Genomic DNA, 18,549 nt, shown 5'->3' on the forward strand with positions numbered 1-18,549 from the left:
TTCCACGCTTCTACATTCTCGCACCGTTCGGCACCCTTCATGGTGCGGTGGTGGTCTACGCCACCTCTCCACACCACGAAGGGCACAGCTGCTAGTCGGAGAACAACTCGGCACCCAGATAGGAACCGGCTACACAACCCGGTAACACCGCATAGACTGCCGACCCAATGGGAGTAGTCCATTCGTTGAGCATGTCCGCTTGGGCCAGTCTCCGTTGAATGGGCAGGAACTGAACCTCAACATTGCATTGGTACGAAGCAAAGAGCAGTCCCGCGTGCTGTCCCTCAAGGTAGTTATACCCGCGCCGCAAGATCTTCTCATCGGCCTCCCGCGCCTGTGAGCGTGCCACATGCGAGTCCGGAGAGACGATGGGTAAGCCTAGTTCATCGGTGGCCTGCAGATCCGGAGCATCAAATTCCCCGCCGCCGGTCACCGGTGCCCCGGTGTCCTGTCTACGGCCCAGCGAGAAGTCACGCCCCGGCCTATCGACGTGGTCCCAGGTGTCCAGATCCATTTCGATACGTCGCAAGACCAACGAGGTGCCACCACGAACCCATGGTTCCAATTTTTCGCCACCCCACAGAGTCCGTTCAAGCATCTCATCACGTGGATTTGCCGAGCCATCAACCTGGCCAAAGAGGTTTCGCATGGTTGCAGCCTCATCTTGTGAACCCCGCGAATGCCTAAAGCCATCCTGCACCCAGCGCAGCGTGGCCATGGAGCGTACATCCTTGGTGATGGCTCGTGCCGCATGGGCCAACGACATCTTGTCATCCCCACATATCTGAATCACAAGATCGCTTTGGCCCCAGGCCTCATCAAGTTTGTCGATATCAAAGGCTTCCAGCGGTTTGAGCCAGGACGGGACCAACGCGGCGTTCATGATCTTCACCGCCCTGGGTCCCAGCCCCACGGTAACGGTCAGCCGTGCCGGGTTCTGTGCCAGTTCTGGTTCGGTATCGGCAAGAATGCCGCGCCCGGACATCAAACGATGCGCATCGGCACTGATAAGTTTGAGCACGCGCCGCAAGATCTCGCGTTGATCGACCATGCTGCTGCCATCGGGAAGCAGCAGGTCCAAGGCAAGAAATGAAACAAAGGCCGGCGCCGGGGTATCAATTCCCGGTTGGTGGGTTCCATAGAACTCGATGGTTTGTTGGCCATGGAGTGCTTCGCCTTGATCCGCATGAGCGCTCTGGGCATTACCGGTGCCCAGAGCAAAACCTGCAGCGGCTCCAGCAACCGTTGCCGCGCTACCAAAGAGCAACGCACGGCGCGAGGGTACCGGAGTGCTCACTGTTTTGTTTGACACGGCGATCAATGGCTCCCGTGGTCTTCTGCTGGGGCGTAGGATTCCTTCGCTCCGCTGAAGTCCTTGATATCAAAATCAACACTCTGGGTGCTCTGATCCGCAAAGTTCAGCACCACCGTGATGGTGGTACCAGCCTTGAGCTCTTGGGTGAGGTTCATGAACATGATGTGTTTGCCACCGGGTTCAAGGTTCACACTCGAGTGTGCGGGAATCACCAGCGGACCATCGAGCGGCTCCATGCTCATGGCACCGCCGGAACCGATCATGTCATGTAGTTCGACATCGGTTGCCGCATCCGAGCTGACCGAGACAAGTTCCATGTTTTTCTCGGTGGTGTTCTTCAATTCGGCGAAACCACTGGTCATTCCGTCGGTGCCGGCCTTAACCCAGGCCTCCTGCACCAGCACTGCGGGGGCCGTTGATACCGAGCCGGCACTCTGATTGGCTCCGGCACTATCGGTGCTTGCACAGCCGGTGAGAAGTGCACCGGTCAAAGCGGCGGTGAGTGCAGCACCGCCAAAGCGAGCCAAACGGGACTTGGTTGAAATGATGTTTTTAGTCATGAGGATTCTCCAGGAAAATTGATGCGGGTTTGGCCGCCACATCCCTTGATCACGCAAGGGGGGCGATTTGTACCGAACCCGCTAGTCGGGTCGTTTCTCCATGCGAAGTTTTCGGTGTTGCACATTTCTTGCTACTACCAAAAATTCACGTACGTTTTAAGTCCGAAAATTCGGTCCACGTAGGAAACGCCCAAAAAATGGGTATGAATGAAGTCCCCCAGACCCAACGTGAGTGGGCTTGGGAGGGATAACGAGCCAGAAGCGCGCGAGTGTTATTTGCCCGTACGGCGCGTCTTGGCAAGAACCATCGCTACGGAGCCGAGCACCACAACACCAACAAGAGCCCAAATCACACCGGTGGGTAGACCCATGAAGGTCTTTGCTTCCTCCGGGGCCACCGGTGCGGCTGTGGCTTGCGCCGTTGGTTCTGCGGACGGTGCTTGGTTTGCTGCAGGTGTTGGTTCCGCGCTTGTAACAGCCTGTGAGTTCTTCACGCTGAATTCCAGCTTCTTATCGATGGGATGCCCATCGGAGGAAACCACACGAGTCACCAGCGAGTACTCACCATTGGGAAGCGCAGCTACCGGTGTGACGGTAAGGTCTCGACCAACAATCGTGAAAGCCGTTTCAACGGATTCCCCGTTGGCATCTTGCAGCTTGATGATGGTTCCGATTTGCTTCAGCGCACCGCTAAAGGTCAGCACGAATTCCTTGGGCGAGCTCTCCAACACGGCACCCTGAGTAGGGGTTGTTGCCACAAGTTCGTCATGGGCGCTGGCACTATTGACACCCAAAAGTGTCATCATGCACAACAGCGCTGCGGCAATCAGCGCAACAATACGTGTCTTGGATCGTGAAAGATTTGTCGAAAAATTCATTGTTTTCTATCCTGTTCTCCCCGCCATGAAGCCGGGGATCCCGTCGTGTCCTGCGATTGGCAATTACGCGATGGCAAGGATTACCGGAGGGCCGCGTCTGCGCAGTGCGGGGAAGAGGAAGTCAAAACGAATGATGCCGGCGGGCGAGGCTGGCACCGGGGTGCTACGCGGGGAGCTGGGTTGCCAGATCCGGGCATAGAGGATTCGGCGCGGGATACAGAGCAAAATGCTATCTAGCAGTGTTGCTGCTGCTAATTCACCTTTACGCAGCGTTGCGATGGTGAGCACCGCGGCAACGAGGTGTGAGGCGACCATGAGATGTCCGTCCGAGGCCCCGAGATCGGGGCTTAAACCCAGAGACGGTTCAATGCTCAGTGCCATCGTATGGTTTGCGTGGACCCCGGTGCCACCAATTGATCTCACGTGACCACCGGATGCATGATGCCCAAAAAGACCAAAGACTAAGTGGTAGAGGCCTTGGCTCAAAAGTACCGCAAGGGCGGTTCGGAGCAAGGAGAATGTGGCGGCCGCCAGTGCTGTGCAGATAACGCCCGAGATAGCTAAGACCAACCCAACGATCACCAAGGGTGGGGCAACGCCATCGGCAAGGGTATGTGAGGCTGCGGCAAGGCATGTGCAGATGAGCGCACCGATCCAGCCACGCATGATGCGCAGGCCATGATCTTTCATGCCTCATCCCTTCCAATTATTCGAGCGGGAACGTTTCTTCACGTCCCAACGCTCCATCTTACGCGATTCTACGAACCGTAGAATTCTATGTGGAGATTCGATGGAAGAATCTTCCGACTCTTATCTTCCTTGATTTCCGCAATGAGTTCGAATCTTGAATAAGAATTTCTTTGGGTCTCGATTTTCATCTCACGTGTTAAAGACGAAAGCCGCGCGTTCATCTCCGTCATCAAACGGCGAAAAACGCGCGGCTTAAGTGTTTCTGCGAGGTCGCAGATTACTTGCCGGTTACAGCAGCCTTCAGCTTCGAACCAGCGGTCAGCTTGACCGAGTGGCCAGCAGGAATCTGGATGGCTTCGCCGGTCTGCGGGTTGCGGCCGGTGCGAGCTGCACGGTCGGTGCGCTCTACTGCGAGCCAGCCCGGGATCGAGACCTTTTCACCCTGCGAGATCTGTGCAACGAAAACCTCGAACACTGCATCCAAAACGCCATTTACAGCTACCTGGGAGTTGCCGGTCTTCTCGGCGACGGCTGCAACAAGTTCACTACGGTTCATAGCCAAAGTATGTCCTCCTGGACTTCTCTTCCCGACCGGTTTCGGTTCAGGACGCCTCGCATTCGCGGGGACTTCTGTGTGAGAACTTACCAAATGTTGAGCCGCGAAACGCCCTAAAAGGGGCGAATTCCCGGGAAATTTTTTGAGTTTTGCCAATTTTTCTCGTTCAACAGCAACTTTTAAGCCCCTAGCGAGACGTATGGCACGTTTTGAAGGGTCCTTGAGAGGAAAACCAACATCGGTGTTTTTGGCTCATTTTGCTCAGAATTCATCGGTAGATCGATCGCATTTTCCGATCAGGAAAACTGCAGATCTTTGAAAATCTGACTTAGAGCAAGCTCATTTTGGTGGCCTGCTCCGCTTCGCTCCAGATGGCCCGAGCGGTGCCGGAATCGGTGGTGATACGTGCGGGTCGCTGCTTCACCGCCGAGCCCTTAACTAGGGCCCGCGGACCGAAGAATATTGGCCCGTTTTCATCCATTGTGTGTGGGTCCAATGCCGCTCGAACCACTGGCCAGGCCCCATGATTTTTACCCTGTGTAAAGGGAGCCTGGATGCCATCGATCACGCGCTTGACCGAATTTGGTTCATTGATCCCCGCGACAAACGGGGTCCGCCCCGATATCGAATACCCGGGATGAGCGCAGAGACTACGCACACCACTGCCCGAGCGTTTCAGGCGCTTATCGAGCTCAAAGGCAAAGGATTGTGTCATAATTTTTGACTGTGCATAGGCCCGCCAGCTCGAATAGTTTTCTCGCAATTGCAGATCATTGATGCGTGGTTTGACCAATAATGTTGCAAGGGATCCAAGCGTTAGGACTCGCGAACCGGGAGTTCTTTCAAGTACCGGCAAGAGTCCGGCGCTGAGGGCAAAATGACCAAAGTAGTTAGTTGCTGCAACAAGTTCCAGCCCGTCGACGCTTTCCTTACGCTTAGACGGGGCATGGACAACGCCCGCATTAGCTACCAACACATCGAGCCGTTCTAGCCCTTGTAACTTATCTACGGCGATAGCAACCGACTCAAGGCTTGAAACATCAAGGTTGAGCGTCTTGATTGTTGCATGCGGTAGCAGTGAGCGAATCGTTGCTGCCGCGCGTTCGGCCTTCTCCATATTCCTACATGCCATGATGACTTCGGCACCGCGTTGTGCCAGCTGCAGACTCGTCCAGAACCCAATGCCGGCGTTGGCTCCGGTGACCAGAATGCGTTTTCCGGCCCCATTCTGGGGTGGTTGGGTGAGGGCTGTGCGCGGGAAATACGAGTTGCTCATGAAAGACAAAGCTACTCGGCTTTGCTTACGAGTGCTCTTCAAGTAGGTCAAATCTGTGGATTGTGCCGCAGATATTGTTCCCAACACCGTGAACTCGCTAGGGTTAAACCAAGGCATTTTAGAGCAAGGGGGGGAAAGATCATGGCAGCACAGAACAAAGACTCCGAGCGAGATGCAACACTCAATGCCGCCAGATACCGTTTGGCCCGAGAACTCGAAGAAACTCCCCTGCCCACAGATGAGTCTGCGCAGGCCACAGGGCGTAGCTTCACCGAGGAGAACGACAAGCTACCTGCAACCGTTCATTACAGCGCCGAAGAAGAAGTCTGGGAAGTGGCAAATAGCGCGCTTGACGCGGCATTTGCTCGGGGCGACTTCGATAACCTGGCCTATGCGGGTAAACCGATTCCCGGTCTTGGAACCAATCAAGATCCCGACTGGTGGGTCAAGGGCATGATGGAACGAGAAAAGATTAGCGGTGTTGGACCACCTGCGTTGTTGCTCCGTAAGGAGGACGCGGAGCTTGAGTCAACAGTGGATGCCTTGAACTCTCCCGCGCAGGTACGTGAGCTGCTCGATGATTTTAACTCACGTATTATCAATGCCCGCCGTCAGCTCAATGGCGGTCCACCGGTCATCACCAAACTACGCGATGTTACAGCTGAGCTGCATGCTTGGGAGCAGCGGCGCCGGTTACGAACCGCTACCGTTTTGCCGACCACCACTGAGGTCAAAACGAGCAAGGCCTCATGGTTTAAGCGTCTTTTCCAGCGCGGCTAAACACCAATTTCCGCTGGTATCACGGTAGGTATCGGTGGGATCGCTAGGCGGATTCTTTGTAGTTGTGCACAATATTGAGCTCTGTCAGACTCAACCGTGCGCGCCGGGCAGCTTCGTGCGCGAGCCGCTTCGCGTTCATCTGACGCTCCATAAAATACCGGACCGCCCACAGGAGAATGAAGCTAAGCACATAAACGCTGACGGTCTGCAGTCCGCTCAACTCTAGAAGTTGACAGCTAATCAGTACTCCAACGCCGTATACAAGGGTGACCAACCAAGCCCAATTCATCTTGTCAGCGTAGCGGATATATCAGCTGACCGCTATGAATATTGCTTACTCTGTAGATGACCGGCAGCGTATATTGCTTCGTCTAGTAGGAGGCACACCGCGCAGATTCCACAAGTTCACGCAGATTGGACAGTCGTTGGGCGGCACGAGGCCTGCTTCAAAGCCCAGCTGGAACTGCACAGCTTAGAGACGACGTCCTTGGCCGCCTTTACCTAGGTCTATATTGCGTTGAGCTTCGTGTAGGGCCCTCGCAGTCTCAGGGTCATTACGCTGGAGCTTGTTTGCACGCCGGTCCAAGCTTCTGCGGAATCCGTAGACAACGGATAAAACACAGAGCAGAACAATGACGCTGATCATGATGATGGAAATCGTATCCATACCTTGAGGATACCCGCCTTGAGTACGTTTTTGTTGAGTTTCTGGGCCGTAGAATGCTTGTTAAATGGCCAAAGGCCCCAACCGTTACGGTTGGGGCCTTTGACAGCTTCTGGAATTTACCAGGAAGACTTGGTGATGCCCGGAAGCTCGCCACGGTGTGCCATGTCGCGGAAGCGAACACGGGAGATACCGAACTTCTGGAAGGTACCGCGCGGGCGGCCATCGATGGCGTCGCGGTTACGAACGCGTACCGGCGATGCGTTGCGGGGCAGCTTCTGCAGGCCCAGACGAGCCTCTTCGCGTGCCTCATCGGTTGCGTTCGGGTCAACGAGGGTCTTCTTGAGGGCTGCACGCTTTTCGGCGTAACGCTCAACAATGACCTTGCGCTGCTCGTTCTTAGCAATCATTGACTTCTTAGCCATGTTTAGCGCTCCTCTCGGAATTCGACGTGCTTGCGGACTACCGGGTCGTATTTCTTCAGAACCATACGGTCTGGGTTGTTACGACGGTTCTTGCGGGTCACGTAGGTGAACCCGGTACCGGCGGTCGACTTGAGCTTGATAATCGGACGTACGTCCTTATCCTTAGCCACTAGAGCTTCACACCCTTCGCAAGCAGGTCGGTTACTACGGCATCGATGCCGCGGACGTCAATGAGCTTGATGCCCTTGACCGAAAGGGTCAAGGTAACATTGCGGCGCAAGGACGGAACCCAGTAACGCTTCTTTTGGATATTCGGGTCGAACCGACGCTTGTTGCGACGGTGCGAGTGGGAGATGCTGTGTCCGAAGTTCGGAACTGCACCGGTCACCTGGCATACAGCTGCCATGATCACTCCTCAGTTGTAGTAAATATTGGCGGTACTCAATGTACAGATACAGCGGAAACTGCTGCCTCTGAATCTGCGTATAAGAGTCCCGCCACCAGTTGTGACACCGTTATTACTGCACACTTTGAAGGTAACCAGGCTGGGTGAGAACCAACCGAAGCGCCTTTATTAGCGTGAAAGACGGTGAACCTCGTGGTCGGTGAGTACTTTTCCCTACTCGATTGACCACGATATTCGGTTTTACGGGTAACCGCGCACACCACTTGGGCATGCACGACTTAACGCCTTACTATTCTAGGCGATTAACACATCCGAGGCCAAATCGTATGCACCCAAAAGCGTGTCTTTAATTGCGATCTGTCTCACGTCTGTGGATGAAGTCGCAGTGGATCAGCGAAGAATCCAGTTTTCCGGGTCAAGCCGAGCAGTGATTTTCCTGCCAATCCGGGCCAATTCGGATACATCGTGTTCGTCAAGGCCATCAAAAATCAGCTTGCGAACCGAGGCAACATGTTGCGGTGCCAACTGGTAAATCATTTCCCAGCCATCGTCGGTAAGCGCTGCAATGGTGACACGGGCATCATCTTTCGATCGGTTGCGCTGCACCCAGCCGCGTGCTTCAAGTTTTTTTACAACATGCGATAGCCGTGAGAGTGAGGCACTTGTCCGCGAGGCTAGTTCACTCATCGGAAGAAAACGCTCGGGGGCTTCGGAAAGCATTGCCAGCACATCGTAGTCAAAAAGCGTGATCTTGGCTTGTACGTGAAGGTCGCTATCGAGAGCTGCAGGTAAAAGAGTTGTCACCGAAAGCATCGCCAACCAGGCTTCACGTTCAACGGGGCTCAACCACTTCGGATCACTCATACCTAACATCCTGTCATAAGCACTGTCCCCAGCGTCTCTAGCCAGCAGTTTCTGCATTCACTGCAAAAAAAGGTCCTTCGGTTCACCGCTAACTTTCAGCGAACCGAAGGACCCTTCCCCCAAGGCTTTAAGTATTTCTTGCTAATTTGTTCAAGCTCTTATCTTGCGGCGAGAGCCTTGCGTCGACGATAGGCAATAACCTGCGAGGAAATAACTACCACCAAGGCCAAGATAAACATTGCCGAACCGATCACGTTGGCCTGTGCCGGAATTCCTCGGGTGGCCGAAACGTAGATGAATTTCGGGAAGGTCGAGAAATTACCTGAGTTGAAGTTGGTGATGATGAAGTCATCAAAACTCATCGCGAAGGACAGCAGTGCTGCGGCAACGATGCCCGGAACCAGCAGCGGGAAGGTCACCTTCCAGAACGTCATAAACGGGCTGGCATATAGATCATTTGCCGCTTCCTCGAGTCGTGGATCTAGGGAAGAGACACGGGCCCGGACCGTGACGACAACAAATGACATACAGAACATGATGTGTGAGATCACGATGGTGGAGAAGCCAAGCTCCCATCCCAGGTTCAGGAACTGGGCCAAGAGCGAAGCACCCAGGACGACTTCGGGTGTTGCCAGCGGCAAGATGATCAACAGGTCTGCCGTATTGCGGAACTTGAACTTGTAACGCACCAAACCAATGGCGATACAGGTCCCCAAAACCGTTGCAACAATTGTTGCCACTACACCAATTTGTAGCGAGTTGACCAATGATTGGCAAACGTTTGGCGCACCACAGGGGTTCTGCCAGTTATCAAGGGTGAAGCCACGCCATTCGAGGTTGGTGCGCCCTGCATCATTGAACGAAAATACAAAGATGTATGCGATGGGGACCAACAGGTATACGAAGGCTAGGCCTCCAGCGACGGGGATAAACCAGCGTCCTAGTGTTTGTCTCATGCCATAACCTCCTAAAAGAGTTCCTTGGTGCCGAAGCGCCGGATGTAGATCAGGACAAGGGCCAGGATGAGGATCATCAAGATGAAGCTCAGAGCCGAAGCGCCCGGGTAATCAACTACCTTGAAGAACCGTGAATCAATGATCTGGCCGATCATTGCGGTGTCTCTGTTGTTGCCCAGCAGGGCCGCGTTGACGTAGTCGCCGGCGGCTGGAATAAACGTCAGCAAGGTTCCCGCAAAAACGCCTGGCATTGAAAGCGGCAAGGTGACCTTGAAGAACGTTGTCATCGGGCTTGCATACAAATCTCCCGAAGCTTCAAGCAGGCTGGTATCGAGCCTGTCGAGGTTTGCGTAGATGGGCAGCATCATGAACGGCAGGAAGTTATAGGTCAAACCGCAGACAACGGCGAACGCTGTTGCAGTCAGGTGCCCATCCGGTGGCAGGATCGCAATGGCTCGAAGGACAGTGACCACCGGTCCTTCGTCGGAGAGGATCTGTTTCCAGGCCTGGGTACGCAGGATGAAGCTAGAGAAGAACGGTGCAATGAGCAGTACCAGCAAGATGCCTTGCATCAGTTGGCGTCCACGCAATCGCACGGCAACCAGATAGGCCATGGGATAGCCGATCAATAGGGCTGCAACCGTGGCAATCAGGGCAAAGACGAAGGAACGAATGAAGACTTCCCAGTAAGCAACAATCACGGTGCTGTAGTTGCTAAATTGCAGGGCAGGAACAAACTCACCAATCTCCGCGCCCGGGGGTTTGCTGTACAGCGACATGGAAAGCAATACCAACACCGGGGCGGCAAAGAAGAGTGCAAGGAATGCCATGCCCGGGATGATCAAATAAAGGCCGACGCGTCCCTTCCGCTTTTCGGCCGCGATTTCCTCTTCACTGCGTAGATCTACCGGGGCATCGTTCTTTTTTCTGCCGCGGGTAGCGGTGGTACTCATACCGCCTCCTGCCCCTCTGTTGTCGCTTCGCTACCATCTAGACCAAAGGAGAATTCTGGTTCCCACGTCATACGCACTGTATCGCCGTGCTGAGCCGGACGTTGGCCCATGTTCTGCGAGAAGGTAGCAATGGTTCCAATGCCCGGAACCTCAACGAGGTATTCGGTGCTCACCCCCGTAAATGAGGCATCAAGAACGGTGCCGGTGAGCATGTTGGCGCTCTGTGAATAGTCATCAGGCATGTTCAGGATGCTCATCTTTTCCGGACGCACCCCCACGATCGCCGACCCGCTATGCGCCACCGAACGGTTTTTTGGCATGACAAGCCGGTGCCCCGAGGCATTCACTGCAACTGCGTCACCAAGATCTTCAACAATCTCACCGTGCATCAGGTTCGACTTGCCCAGGAAGTTTGCAACGAATGCCGTTTGGGGCAGTTCGTAGAGGTCTCGCGGGGCGCCCATCTGCTCGATTCTGCCCTTGTTCATCACGGCCACGGTGTCGGCCATGGTCATTGCTTCTTCTTGGTCATGGGTTACGTGAATGAACGTCAGGCCCACCTCGGTCTGGATGGCCTTGAGTTCAACCTGCATCTGCCGGCGCAACTTCATATCTAGTGCGCCAAGAGGCTCATCAAGCAACAGCACCGCAGGACGGTTCACCAAGGCACGGGCGAGCGCAACACGTTGCTGCTGGCCACCGGAGAGCTGAACCGGCTTACGTGAACTCAGATGAAGCAGCTCAACCATTTCCAGCGCGGCCTTGGCCCTGGCCATGTGGTCTTTGGCTCCCTTGCGTTTGAGTCCAAAGGCAACGTTATCCAGCACGCTCATGTGTGGAAACAGTGCGTACGACTGGAAGACCGTATTGACCTGGCGTTGGAACGAGGGAAGCTTGGTGACATCCTGGCCGCCGATGCTAATGCTGCCGCTTGTCGGTTGTTCTAGGCCAGCAATCATGCGCAACGTAGTGGTTTTGCCGCAGCCCGAAGGTCCTAGCAAGGCAAAGAATGTGCCGCTGGGTACCGTCAGGGTTAGATCATCAACTGCCGCGAACTCGGTGAACCGCTTGGTCACGTTTTGTAGGTGCAGGTCGGCGCCAGAAGATACGTTCATTGCGCTTCGATCCTGCTGTGTGGTTGTGATACTCACGTTAGGCGCCAATCACTTGCTGGAATAGGTTCTGGAATTCGGTTTCTTCCTCAACGCTCATTTCGCGTTCGGTGGTCGCTAGATTCAGGAATTCTTCGGTGGGGAAGATCAGTGGGTTATCGACAAGTTCTGGGTCGATATCCATCATTGCTTCGCGGGCCCCCACCACCGGGCACACATAGTTCACATATGCAGCTACTTCCGCTGCGACAGCCGGGTCGTAGTAGAAGTTCATGAGTTTCTCTGCGTTGGTCTTGTGGGGCGAGCCAATGGGAACCATGAAGTTATCGCTCCAAATCAGTCCCTTACGTTCTGGCATGACAAACTCCCATTTGTCCCCCTCTTCAAAGTTCAGCTGGGTGATATCGCCCGAATAAACGAGGCCTGCAATTGCATCCCCGGAGATGAAGTCCTGTTTGTAGGAGTTGCCCTTGACCTGGCGGATCTGTCCGTTTTTAATGTTCTCGTCAAGGACGTCTAGGGCCTTGTTGTATTCGTCAAGTCCCCAATCCCCGGCAATATCTACACCTTGGTCAAGTAGCAGCATTGGCATGGTGTCACGCATTTCATCAAGCACCGTGACACGGCCCTTGAGCGCCGGATCCCACAAATCCGATACGTTCTTCAGTCCCTGCGGGAAGACTTCCTTATTCCAGGCAAGACCCGTAAAGCCTGATTGCCAGGTCAATGACCTGGTGCGGCCCTTATCGAAGCGCACATCCTTGAGTTCTGGAAGCAGGTTCTTAATATTTGGGATATTTGCATGGTCAAGTTCTTGCACATAGCCCTGACGAATCAGTCGCTCCGACATCCAGTCGCTGGGGGTAATGATGTCTTGTCCGATATCCTTGCCAGCGGCAAGTTGGGCCTGGATCTTGCCGTAGTACATATCGTTAGAATCGATATCTTCGGCGTATGTTGCCTTGAGGCCGGTTTCCTTCTTGAACCGCTCAAGAGTTGGGTATTTCTTAGACTTATCGTCGTAGTCCAGATACAAGGTCCAGTTCGCCCAATTCACCACCTTGGATTCGGCCGAAAGATCTGCCGCTGCCGATGGTGCAGCGACTTTGTTGCCACCAGAGGTACCGCATGCAGCAAGTAGGCCAGCCAAGGCTAGCCCTCCAGCGCCCGCCAAGACACCCCTACGTGATACCTGGGCTGCTGCAATTCCACGGCTCAGACGTAGTAGGGATTCACGCTGATGCTCACTGCGAGACATTATGCTCCAATCGCTGTTTGAAACAGATCGTTGTATGTGGTTTCTTCTTCGGCACTGAGGCTTCGGAAGGCATGCGCCTGTGCGAGATCCGCATCGGACGGGAAAATTAGTGGATTATTTACCAGAGACGGGTCAATCTTTTCCATCGCTTGCTTGGCGCCCTGCACCGGGGAAATGAAGTTCACGTAGGCGGCAACCTGGGCGGCAATATCCGGTTCGTAGTAGAAGTTCATCAGCTTCTCGGCATTGGTTTTACGTGGTGAACCAAGCGGAACCATGAGGTTATCGCTCCACAGGGTTCCGCCTGCTTCGGGAAGCACAAATTCCCACTGGTCATTGTTCTCAAAGTTCATTTGAACAATGTCTCCGCTCCAGACGATGCCCGCAATCGCGTCACCGGAGATGAAATCTTCCTTGTAGGAGTTGCCCTTGACCTGGCGGATCTGTCCGTCACTGATTTGCTTGGTCAGTGTCTCGGTGGCCTTGGTAAATTCGGCATCTCCCCATGAACCCGAAAGATCAACACCATCACCTAGCAAAAGCAGCCCCATGGTGTCGCGCATTTCGTCAAGTACAGTGATGCGGCCCTTGAGGTCTGGATTCCATAGGTCCGAGACGTTACGTAGTCCCTTGGGGTATTTCGCCTTATTCCAAGCGATCCCCGCATAACCGCTTTGCCAGGTCAGTGATTGATCCCGTCCCGGGTCAAAATCAACATCTTTCAGTGCTGGGAGCAGATTCTTAATATTGGGGATGTTCGCGTGATCAAGCTTTTGTGTGTAACCCTGGCGGATCAAGCGTGCTGCCATCCAGTCGGTCAGGGTAATAATGTCCTGCCCAATATCTTGTCCCGCCGCCAGCTGACCCTGGATTTTTCCGTAGTAGGTGTCATTGCCATCGATGTCTTCGACATAGTGTGCGGCAATGCCCGTGCGTTTGGTAAATTCCAGCAATGTTGGGTACTGCTTTGTCTTATCGTCGTAGTCCAAGTACAGGGTCCAGTTGGCCCAGAAAACGTTCTTGTCGGTGGCCGAATTATCGGTGACAGCCGGCGCGGCAGCAGTAGCGCCGCCTCCACTGACTGCACCCTTTGAACCGGTTCCACAAGCGGCTAAGAGTCCGGTCAAGCCCAGACCTCCGGCACCTGCCAGAAGCTTGCGGCGTGAAAGCTGTGCACGCTGCGCTTGAACGATCAGTGAACGAATCATTGGGTCTTTAGGCAGTTCACGATGACTTGGATTAGACATGGCCGGTTCCCCTTCAGCTTTCGATCATGTGAATACCGGACAATTCGCGCTTCGTGGCCAGCAGCACATTCGATTGTGTGACTTGGATCATGTCAGAAAATATGGTTCATAACAATAGTTTCCGATTGAGTTAATTTCCATCAGAACGAAATCCATCGTGTAACACCACTTCCACAACTGATTCCCACAGGATAGGCTCGGGTGCACCAACGTGGTTTGCACCACTTTGAACATTCTTTGTACGACACATCGCTCGATCAGGAGGTCGATAAGCAGTGACCCACTCCGCGCACACCGGCGCCGGCAACGGATTCACCATGGATGCAACATCCAAGGCAATCATTGAGCAATTGCAAGAAGACGGTCGGCGTTCTTATGCCTCCGTTGGCAAGGCCGTTGGCCTCAGCGAAGCGGCGGTGCGGCAGCGGGTTCAAAAACTCGTCGACAGCAAGGTCATGCAGGTTGTTGCGGTAACAGATCCGCTACAGCTTGGATTCAAGCGACAAGCCATGCTGGGAATTCGATCAACGGGTGACATTATTGCCACCGCCGACCGAATCGCGGCACTCCCGGAGGTTGACTACTGCGTTGTAGTCGCCGGGCCTTCGGACATCATTGCGGAAGTTATTTGCGCAAATGATGAGGACCTATTGCGAATCATCACTGAAATTCGGGCAATCGAGGGCGTACGCGAAACGGAAACGTTCATGTATCTCTCATTGCGTAAACAGGAATATAACTGGGGTACCCGATGAGCATTGTTAATACCACCCCGCGTGGCACTGATCGTCAGATCGCTGCCCGCGACCACCTCTGGATGCATATGGCACGCCACTCCCCTTTGCAGGAGGGCGCCCGCGTCCCGATCATTACCCGCGGCGAGGGCCACACCCTCTGGGATGACCAAGGCAAAAGCTACATTGATGGTCTTGCCGGACTCTTCGTAGTCAACGCCGGCCACGGCCGCACCGAGCTTGCCGAAGCCGCCGCCAAGCAGGCGGAAAAGCTTGCCTTTATGCCGCTATGGTCCTACGCCCACGAACCGGCAATCGACCTAGCAGAACGCCTAGCGGCCTACGCACCTGGTGATTTGAACCGCGTCTTCTTCACCACCGGTGGCGGCGAGGCCGTCGAGTCGGCCTTCAAGCTGGCCAAGCAGTACTTCAAGCTGCAGGGCAAGCCCGGCAAGCACAAGGTCATTTCCCGTGCGCTGGCCTACCATGGCACCCCGCAGGGCGCCCTGGCCATCACCTCGCTTCCGGATATGAAGACCCCGTTCGAGCCGCTGGTGCCCGGCACCTTCCGCGTCCCGAACACCAACTTCTACCGCGCGCCCGAGCAGTTCGCCGACAACGAGAAGGACTTCGGCCTCTGGGCAGCCGAGCGCATCCGCGAGGCCATCGAGTTCGAGGGTGCCGACTCTGTCGCCGCCGTCTTCCTCGAGCCGGTACAGAACTCCGGCGGCTGCTTCCCGCCACCGCCGGGCTATTTCCAGCGCGTGCGCGAGATCTGCGACGAGAACGATGTGCTGCTGGTCTCCGACGAGGTCATCTGCGCTTTCGGTCGCATCGGCTCAATGTTTGCCTGTGAAGACTTCGGCTACGTTCCGGACATTATCACCTGTGCCAAGGGCATCACCAGCGGCTATTCACCATTGGGTGCCATGATCGCCTCGGAGAAGCTCTTCGAACCGTTCAAGCACGGAGATACTACCTTCTACCACGGCTACACCTTCGGTGGGCACCCGGTATCCACCGCGGTGGCCATGGCAAACCTTGATATCTTCGAGCGCGAAGGCCTGAACCAGCGAGTGAAGGACAACGCCCCGATCTTCAAGTCAACGCTTGAAAAGCTCAAGGATCTTCCGATCGTTGGTGACGTGCGCGGAGCCGGTTACTTCTACGGCATCGAGCTGGTAAAGGACAAGAAGACCAAGGAGACGTTCAATGACGAGGAATCAGAACGCTTACTGCGTGGCTTCCTCTCCACGGCACTCTACGATGCCGGGCTGTACTGCCGCGCCGATGACCGTGGTGACCCGGTCATCCAGCTGGCCCCACCACTAACCATGGGTCCGGCCGAGTTCGACCAGATGGAGTCGATCTTGCGTGGTGTGCTGACCGAGGCGGAGAACCACCTCTAAGCCGAGACAACGTCCCGTGTTTGAGGGGGTTGGGACGAGCGTGACTTAGCTATTTCACGTTCGCCCCAGCCCCCCTCTTGTGTGCTTGGACCATAAGTGTATGACCCGAGCACGCCTTGAATTTTCGCAGCTAGTAGCCGGAAACTCTTCGAATAGGGCCCACAAATTACCGCTGCGTAGCCGTCTACTTTTCTGGTGACTCACCTTTGAATTTTGCAACAAGAACATTCCAGATTGGCTCCCAGAAGATTGTTATTGCGGTGAACAGCACACCGATCATCAGTGTGAGAACCGCGCCGCTCAATGCTGATTTCAAGGAGCCGGTGAATATTCCTTCTTGGAGACCACTCATGATGGCAAATGGCAGAGTTAGGCAAACCAAAATGGCCAGGATTAAGAAAAATACTCCCAGTGGTCCAAACTTCTGTTTCTTAGCCATGGTGCGTTTTGCTCCTCGTCATGGGTTTTCGGCCGGATCCGCTTGTGCACTCCCCCACCAACGGTACAAGTCAACATGCTATTCGATACCTAACAATTTTCTAGCTCGGCAGTGCCTTAGACACGATTATTTGAGCGCATTTCTCCCATCCGAACGCTACTTCCACGAAATCAAGATCTTCTGTAAACTCGCGACTACAACGCGTTCTCCGAGTTTGCCCGGTGCTTAGGGATTTTTGATTCTTCATTGTCGGGCACCTTGTTGTCCGTGTGTCCCTTGGAAAAATCAACCGTTTCTGGAGCACTCGGCGCTGCCCCAATTTCCGCGGACTCCAATGCTTCACGCCCACGATCAAGCGTTGTTGCAAGCGGTTTTTCCTTCAGGAAGATCAGGATCACTGCGGCAAGTAGAACCAAGGGAACCATGTAGAGGAATACCGGGGTCAGTGAGTCACTATAGGCACCAACAATGATGTTCCGAATGGGTTCGGGTAGTGCGCGCACGGCACCAGGTGTCAATGAATTCTCGGATCCCGCATTCATTCCGGCCGCCTGCGGAAGCCGCTCGGTCAACAGGTTACCCAGGTTGGTGACAAATACGCTTCCAACAACTGCTGTACCAATTGAGGCCCCGATCTGCCGGAAATAATTATTTGATGCTGTAGCCATTCCCACTTCGGCCAGTGGGAACGTATTTTGCACGATTAGCACCAGAATCTGCATGCCTAGGCCTAGTCCAATGCCCATCAGGGCCAGATAGCTACAGATGATCCATACCGGCAATTGCGCATTCATGGTTGAAAGTAATGCAAGCGCCCCGGCAACAATGAAGGTACCCACCACCGGATACCACTTATAACGTCCAGTTTTGGATACCAGCGCGCCAGAACCGATCGAGGTCAGCAGCACGCCTCCCATCATGGGGATCATCAACAGACCTGCCTGAGTCGCGTTGGCACCGGTGACCATCTGCAGGAAAGTTGGCAGGTAGGCGAGGGCCCCGAACATTGCTACGCCAATGATCAACCCGGCAATGGTGGTGAGAATGAAGTTGGATTGAGCGAAGAGATGCATCGACATGATCGGTGCTTGGGCGCGACGTTCAACAACTACGAATACCACCCCGGCCAGTACCGTTACCGCGATCAAAGATAAAATCAGCGAGGAGGTCCATGCGTATGTGGTGCCTCCCCAGGTGGTCAGCAACACCAAGGCCGTTGAAGCGATGGCGAGCAGGAGCATTCCGGCAATATCAATCTTGGGTTTCTTGCTTTCAACTGGAGATAGATGCAGGAAGAAGATTGCCGCAACAAGGGCCGCAATCCCTAACGGAATGTTCATCCACAAACACCAGCGCCAAGTAATCTCTTCGGTAAACCAACCGCCCAGCAAGGGGCCCGCTACTGATGAAATGGCAAAGACCCCACCCATGATGCCCATATATTTTCCACGTTCACGCGCCGGCACCACATCGGCAATGATGGCTTGCGATAGGACCATCAGCCCACCACCGCCAAGACCTTGGATACCGCGCCCGGCAATGAGCCAATCCATGTCCTGGGCAAATCCACCAACGATCGATCCAATAATGAACAGACTAATGGCGGCAAGGAATAGTCCCTTGCGTCCCACGATGTCGCCCATTTTGCCGTAGATCGGCAGCATGATGGTGGAGGCAAGAATGTAGATGGTGATGACCCACAGCATTCGATCCACACCGTTGAGTTCGCCAACGATGGTGGGCAGTGCCGTGGAAAAGATGGTTTGGTCTAGCGATGCCAACAACATTGTCAGGATCAGGCCGGCAAAGACCAGCAGGATGCTTCGTTGGCGGCTGGTTTCGCTGCTGAGCTCTTGCACTGACATATGAGCCATGGTTTTGGCCCTTCCCGTTCCCACAACATTGGCCAGGTTGTGCAGGGTCCAGTCAGAGATCCTGAGAATCTGGGTTTCACCGATTAGTATTGCGCTTGACGCGACCGCTGATGAACACCCTCTAATAGTTGCAGTTCGCAAGCTTCGATACAA

21 protein-coding genes are annotated in these 18,549 nt (G+C 54.6%); 3 read left to right on the plus strand and 18 right to left on the minus strand.

Annotated features, from left to right (window positions below):
- Positions 1-91: 91 nt before the first annotated feature.
- The 6 genes from CQ018_RS03830 to CQ018_RS03855 all read right to left on the minus strand — a co-directional run bounded on the left by CQ018_RS03830 (position 92) and on the right by CQ018_RS03855 (position 5,275).
- Positions 92-1,312 carry a Dyp-type peroxidase gene (locus CQ018_RS03830; RefSeq protein WP_219843988.1) on the minus strand — a complete coding sequence of 407 codons (1,221 nt, stop codon included), beginning with the start codon at positions 1,310-1,312 and terminating at the stop codon, positions 92-94.
- Positions 1,313-1,317: 5 nt separating this feature from the next.
- Complete coding sequence (locus CQ018_RS03835) at positions 1,318-1,875, minus strand: copper chaperone PCu(A)C (RefSeq protein WP_181149709.1); 558 nt, start codon at positions 1,873-1,875, stop codon at positions 1,318-1,320.
- 272 nt (positions 1,876-2,147) lie between these two features.
- Complete coding sequence (locus CQ018_RS03840) at positions 2,148-2,753, minus strand: copper resistance protein CopC (RefSeq protein ID WP_105548594.1); 606 nt, start codon at positions 2,751-2,753, stop codon at positions 2,148-2,150.
- 63 nt (positions 2,754-2,816) lie between these two features.
- The gene (locus CQ018_RS03845) at positions 2,817-3,443 is read right to left on the minus strand and encodes a hypothetical protein (RefSeq protein ID WP_105548595.1); all 627 of its coding nucleotides are present in this window, start codon (positions 3,441-3,443) and stop codon (positions 2,817-2,819) included.
- Between the two features lie 277 nt (positions 3,444-3,720).
- Positions 3,721-4,005, minus strand: coding sequence for an HU family DNA-binding protein (locus CQ018_RS03850; protein WP_105548596.1), 285 nt, complete (start codon positions 4,003-4,005; stop codon positions 3,721-3,723).
- A 322-nt stretch (positions 4,006-4,327) separates the two neighbouring features.
- Complete coding sequence (locus CQ018_RS03855) at positions 4,328-5,275, minus strand: SDR family NAD(P)-dependent oxidoreductase (protein ID WP_181149711.1); 948 nt, start codon at positions 5,273-5,275, stop codon at positions 4,328-4,330.
- Positions 5,276-5,416: 141 nt separating this feature from the next.
- Between CQ018_RS03855 and CQ018_RS03860 the strand changes: the two genes are divergently transcribed.
- Positions 5,417-6,055, plus strand: coding sequence for a DUF1992 domain-containing protein (locus CQ018_RS03860; protein WP_105548598.1), 639 nt, complete (start codon positions 5,417-5,419; stop codon positions 6,053-6,055).
- 472 nt (positions 6,056-6,527) lie between these two features.
- On the opposite strand, the gene CQ018_RS20215 is transcribed toward CQ018_RS03860, so the two are convergent.
- From CQ018_RS20215 to CQ018_RS03910, 10 genes are all read right to left on the minus strand, one after another.
- Positions 6,528-6,722: a hypothetical protein gene (locus CQ018_RS20215; protein WP_146111812.1), complete on the minus strand. Its 195-nt coding sequence runs from the start codon at positions 6,720-6,722 to the stop codon at positions 6,528-6,530.
- Positions 6,723-6,838: 116 nt separating this feature from the next.
- Complete coding sequence (rpsN, locus tag CQ018_RS03870) at positions 6,839-7,144, minus strand: 30S ribosomal protein S14 (RefSeq protein WP_105548600.1); 306 nt, start codon at positions 7,142-7,144, stop codon at positions 6,839-6,841.
- A 2-nt stretch (positions 7,145-7,146) separates the two neighbouring features.
- Positions 7,147-7,314, minus strand: a complete 168-nt coding sequence (rpmG, locus tag CQ018_RS03875; protein ID WP_007270730.1) for a 50S ribosomal protein L33 — start codon at positions 7,312-7,314, stop codon at positions 7,147-7,149.
- Positions 7,314-7,550: a 50S ribosomal protein L28 gene (rpmB, locus tag CQ018_RS03880; protein WP_105548601.1), complete on the minus strand. Its 237-nt coding sequence runs from the start codon at positions 7,548-7,550 to the stop codon at positions 7,314-7,316. Before rpmB ends, rpmG begins: the two co-directional genes overlap by 1 nt.
- Before the next feature lie 390 nt (positions 7,551-7,940).
- Positions 7,941-8,414 carry a MarR family winged helix-turn-helix transcriptional regulator gene (locus CQ018_RS03885; RefSeq protein WP_105548602.1) on the minus strand — a complete coding sequence of 158 codons (474 nt, stop codon included), beginning with the start codon at positions 8,412-8,414 and terminating at the stop codon, positions 7,941-7,943.
- A 158-nt stretch (positions 8,415-8,572) separates the two neighbouring features.
- Positions 8,573-9,370 carry an ABC transporter permease gene (locus tag CQ018_RS03890; RefSeq protein WP_105548603.1) on the minus strand — a complete coding sequence of 266 codons (798 nt, stop codon included), beginning with the start codon at positions 9,368-9,370 and terminating at the stop codon, positions 8,573-8,575.
- Between the two features lie 11 nt (positions 9,371-9,381).
- Positions 9,382-10,323 carry an ABC transporter permease gene (locus tag CQ018_RS03895; protein WP_105548604.1) on the minus strand — a complete coding sequence of 314 codons (942 nt, stop codon included), beginning with the start codon at positions 10,321-10,323 and terminating at the stop codon, positions 9,382-9,384.
- Positions 10,320-11,438 (minus strand): ABC transporter ATP-binding protein, encoded by a 1,119-nt coding sequence (locus CQ018_RS03900; protein WP_105548605.1) that lies wholly within the window; start codon positions 11,436-11,438, stop codon positions 10,320-10,322. The genes CQ018_RS03895 and CQ018_RS03900 overlap by 4 nt, the downstream gene beginning before the upstream one ends.
- 37 nt (positions 11,439-11,475) lie before the next feature.
- Positions 11,476-12,693 carry a PotD/PotF family extracellular solute-binding protein gene (locus CQ018_RS03905; RefSeq protein WP_105548606.1) on the minus strand — a complete coding sequence of 406 codons (1,218 nt, stop codon included), beginning with the start codon at positions 12,691-12,693 and terminating at the stop codon, positions 11,476-11,478.
- Positions 12,693-13,940, minus strand: coding sequence for a spermidine/putrescine ABC transporter substrate-binding protein (locus tag CQ018_RS03910; RefSeq protein WP_105548607.1), 1,248 nt, complete (start codon positions 13,938-13,940; stop codon positions 12,693-12,695). Before CQ018_RS03910 ends, CQ018_RS03905 begins: the two co-directional genes overlap by 1 nt.
- A 317-nt stretch (positions 13,941-14,257) precedes the next feature.
- Between CQ018_RS03910 and CQ018_RS03915 the strand changes: the two genes are divergently transcribed.
- Both CQ018_RS03915 and CQ018_RS03920 read left to right on the plus strand, forming a co-directional pair.
- Positions 14,258-14,695 (plus strand): Lrp/AsnC family transcriptional regulator, encoded by a 438-nt coding sequence (locus CQ018_RS03915; RefSeq protein WP_105548717.1) that lies wholly within the window; start codon positions 14,258-14,260, stop codon positions 14,693-14,695.
- Positions 14,692-16,083, plus strand: coding sequence for an aspartate aminotransferase family protein (locus tag CQ018_RS03920; protein WP_105548608.1), 1,392 nt, complete (start codon positions 14,692-14,694; stop codon positions 16,081-16,083). The genes CQ018_RS03915 and CQ018_RS03920 overlap by 4 nt, the downstream gene beginning before the upstream one ends.
- A 184-nt stretch (positions 16,084-16,267) precedes the next feature.
- On the opposite strand, the gene CQ018_RS03925 is transcribed toward CQ018_RS03920, so the two are convergent.
- Positions 16,268-16,522 carry a hypothetical protein gene (locus CQ018_RS03925; protein WP_105548609.1) on the minus strand — a complete coding sequence of 85 codons (255 nt, stop codon included), beginning with the start codon at positions 16,520-16,522 and terminating at the stop codon, positions 16,268-16,270.
- A 194-nt stretch (positions 16,523-16,716) separates the two neighbouring features.
- Positions 16,717-18,387 (minus strand): MDR family MFS transporter, encoded by a 1,671-nt coding sequence (locus CQ018_RS03930; RefSeq protein WP_105548610.1) that lies wholly within the window; start codon positions 18,385-18,387, stop codon positions 16,717-16,719.
- Positions 18,388-18,549: the final 162 nt, after the last annotated feature.

The sequence above is a fragment of the Arthrobacter sp. MYb227 genome, from assembly GCF_002975435.1.
In the GTDB taxonomy this organism is placed as follows: domain Bacteria; phylum Actinomycetota; class Actinomycetes; order Actinomycetales; family Micrococcaceae; genus Paeniglutamicibacter.

Bases quoted from the DNA above. Each gene is read 5' to 3' on its own strand.
- CQ018_RS03835 (WP_181149709.1), bottom strand. From the start codon at position 1,875: ATGACTAAAAACATCATTTCAACCAAGTCCCGTTTGGCTCGCTTTGGC.
- CQ018_RS03840 (WP_105548594.1), bottom strand. From the start codon at position 2,753: ATGAATTTTTCGACAAATCTTTCACGATCCAAGACACGTATTGTTGCG.
- CQ018_RS03845 (WP_105548595.1), bottom strand. From the start codon at position 3,443: ATGAAAGATCATGGCCTGCGCATCATGCGTGGCTGGATCGGTGCGCTC.
- CQ018_RS03855 (WP_181149711.1), bottom strand. From the start codon at position 5,275: ATGAGCAACTCGTATTTCCCGCGCACAGCCCTCACCCAACCACCCCAG.
- CQ018_RS03860 (WP_105548598.1), top strand. From the start codon at position 5,417: ATGGCAGCACAGAACAAAGACTCCGAGCGAGATGCAACACTCAATGCC.
- CQ018_RS20215 (WP_146111812.1), bottom strand. From the start codon at position 6,722: ATGGATACGATTTCCATCATCATGATCAGCGTCATTGTTCTGCTCTGT.
- rpsN (WP_105548600.1), bottom strand. From the start codon at position 7,144: ATGGCTAAGAAGTCAATGATTGCTAAGAACGAGCAGCGCAAGGTCATT.
- rpmB (WP_105548601.1), bottom strand. From the start codon at position 7,550: ATGGCAGCTGTATGCCAGGTGACCGGTGCAGTTCCGAACTTCGGACAC.
- CQ018_RS03885 (WP_105548602.1), bottom strand. From the start codon at position 8,414: ATGAGTGATCCGAAGTGGTTGAGCCCCGTTGAACGTGAAGCCTGGTTG.
- CQ018_RS03890 (WP_105548603.1), bottom strand. From the start codon at position 9,370: ATGAGACAAACACTAGGACGCTGGTTTATCCCCGTCGCTGGAGGCCTA.
- CQ018_RS03895 (WP_105548604.1), bottom strand. From the start codon at position 10,323: ATGAGTACCACCGCTACCCGCGGCAGAAAAAAGAACGATGCCCCGGTA.
- CQ018_RS03900 (WP_105548605.1), bottom strand. From the start codon at position 11,438: ATGAACGTATCTTCTGGCGCCGACCTGCACCTACAAAACGTGACCAAG.
- CQ018_RS03905 (WP_105548606.1), bottom strand. From the start codon at position 12,693: ATGTCTCGCAGTGAGCATCAGCGTGAATCCCTACTACGTCTGAGCCGT.
- CQ018_RS03910 (WP_105548607.1), bottom strand. From the start codon at position 13,940: ATGTCTAATCCAAGTCATCGTGAACTGCCTAAAGACCCAATGATTCGT.
- CQ018_RS03915 (WP_105548717.1), top strand. From the start codon at position 14,258: ATGGATGCAACATCCAAGGCAATCATTGAGCAATTGCAAGAAGACGGT.
- CQ018_RS03920 (WP_105548608.1), top strand. From the start codon at position 14,692: ATGAGCATTGTTAATACCACCCCGCGTGGCACTGATCGTCAGATCGCT.
- CQ018_RS03925 (WP_105548609.1), bottom strand. From the start codon at position 16,522: ATGGCTAAGAAACAGAAGTTTGGACCACTGGGAGTATTTTTCTTAATC.
- CQ018_RS03930 (WP_105548610.1), bottom strand. From the start codon at position 18,387: ATGTCAGTGCAAGAGCTCAGCAGCGAAACCAGCCGCCAACGAAGCATC.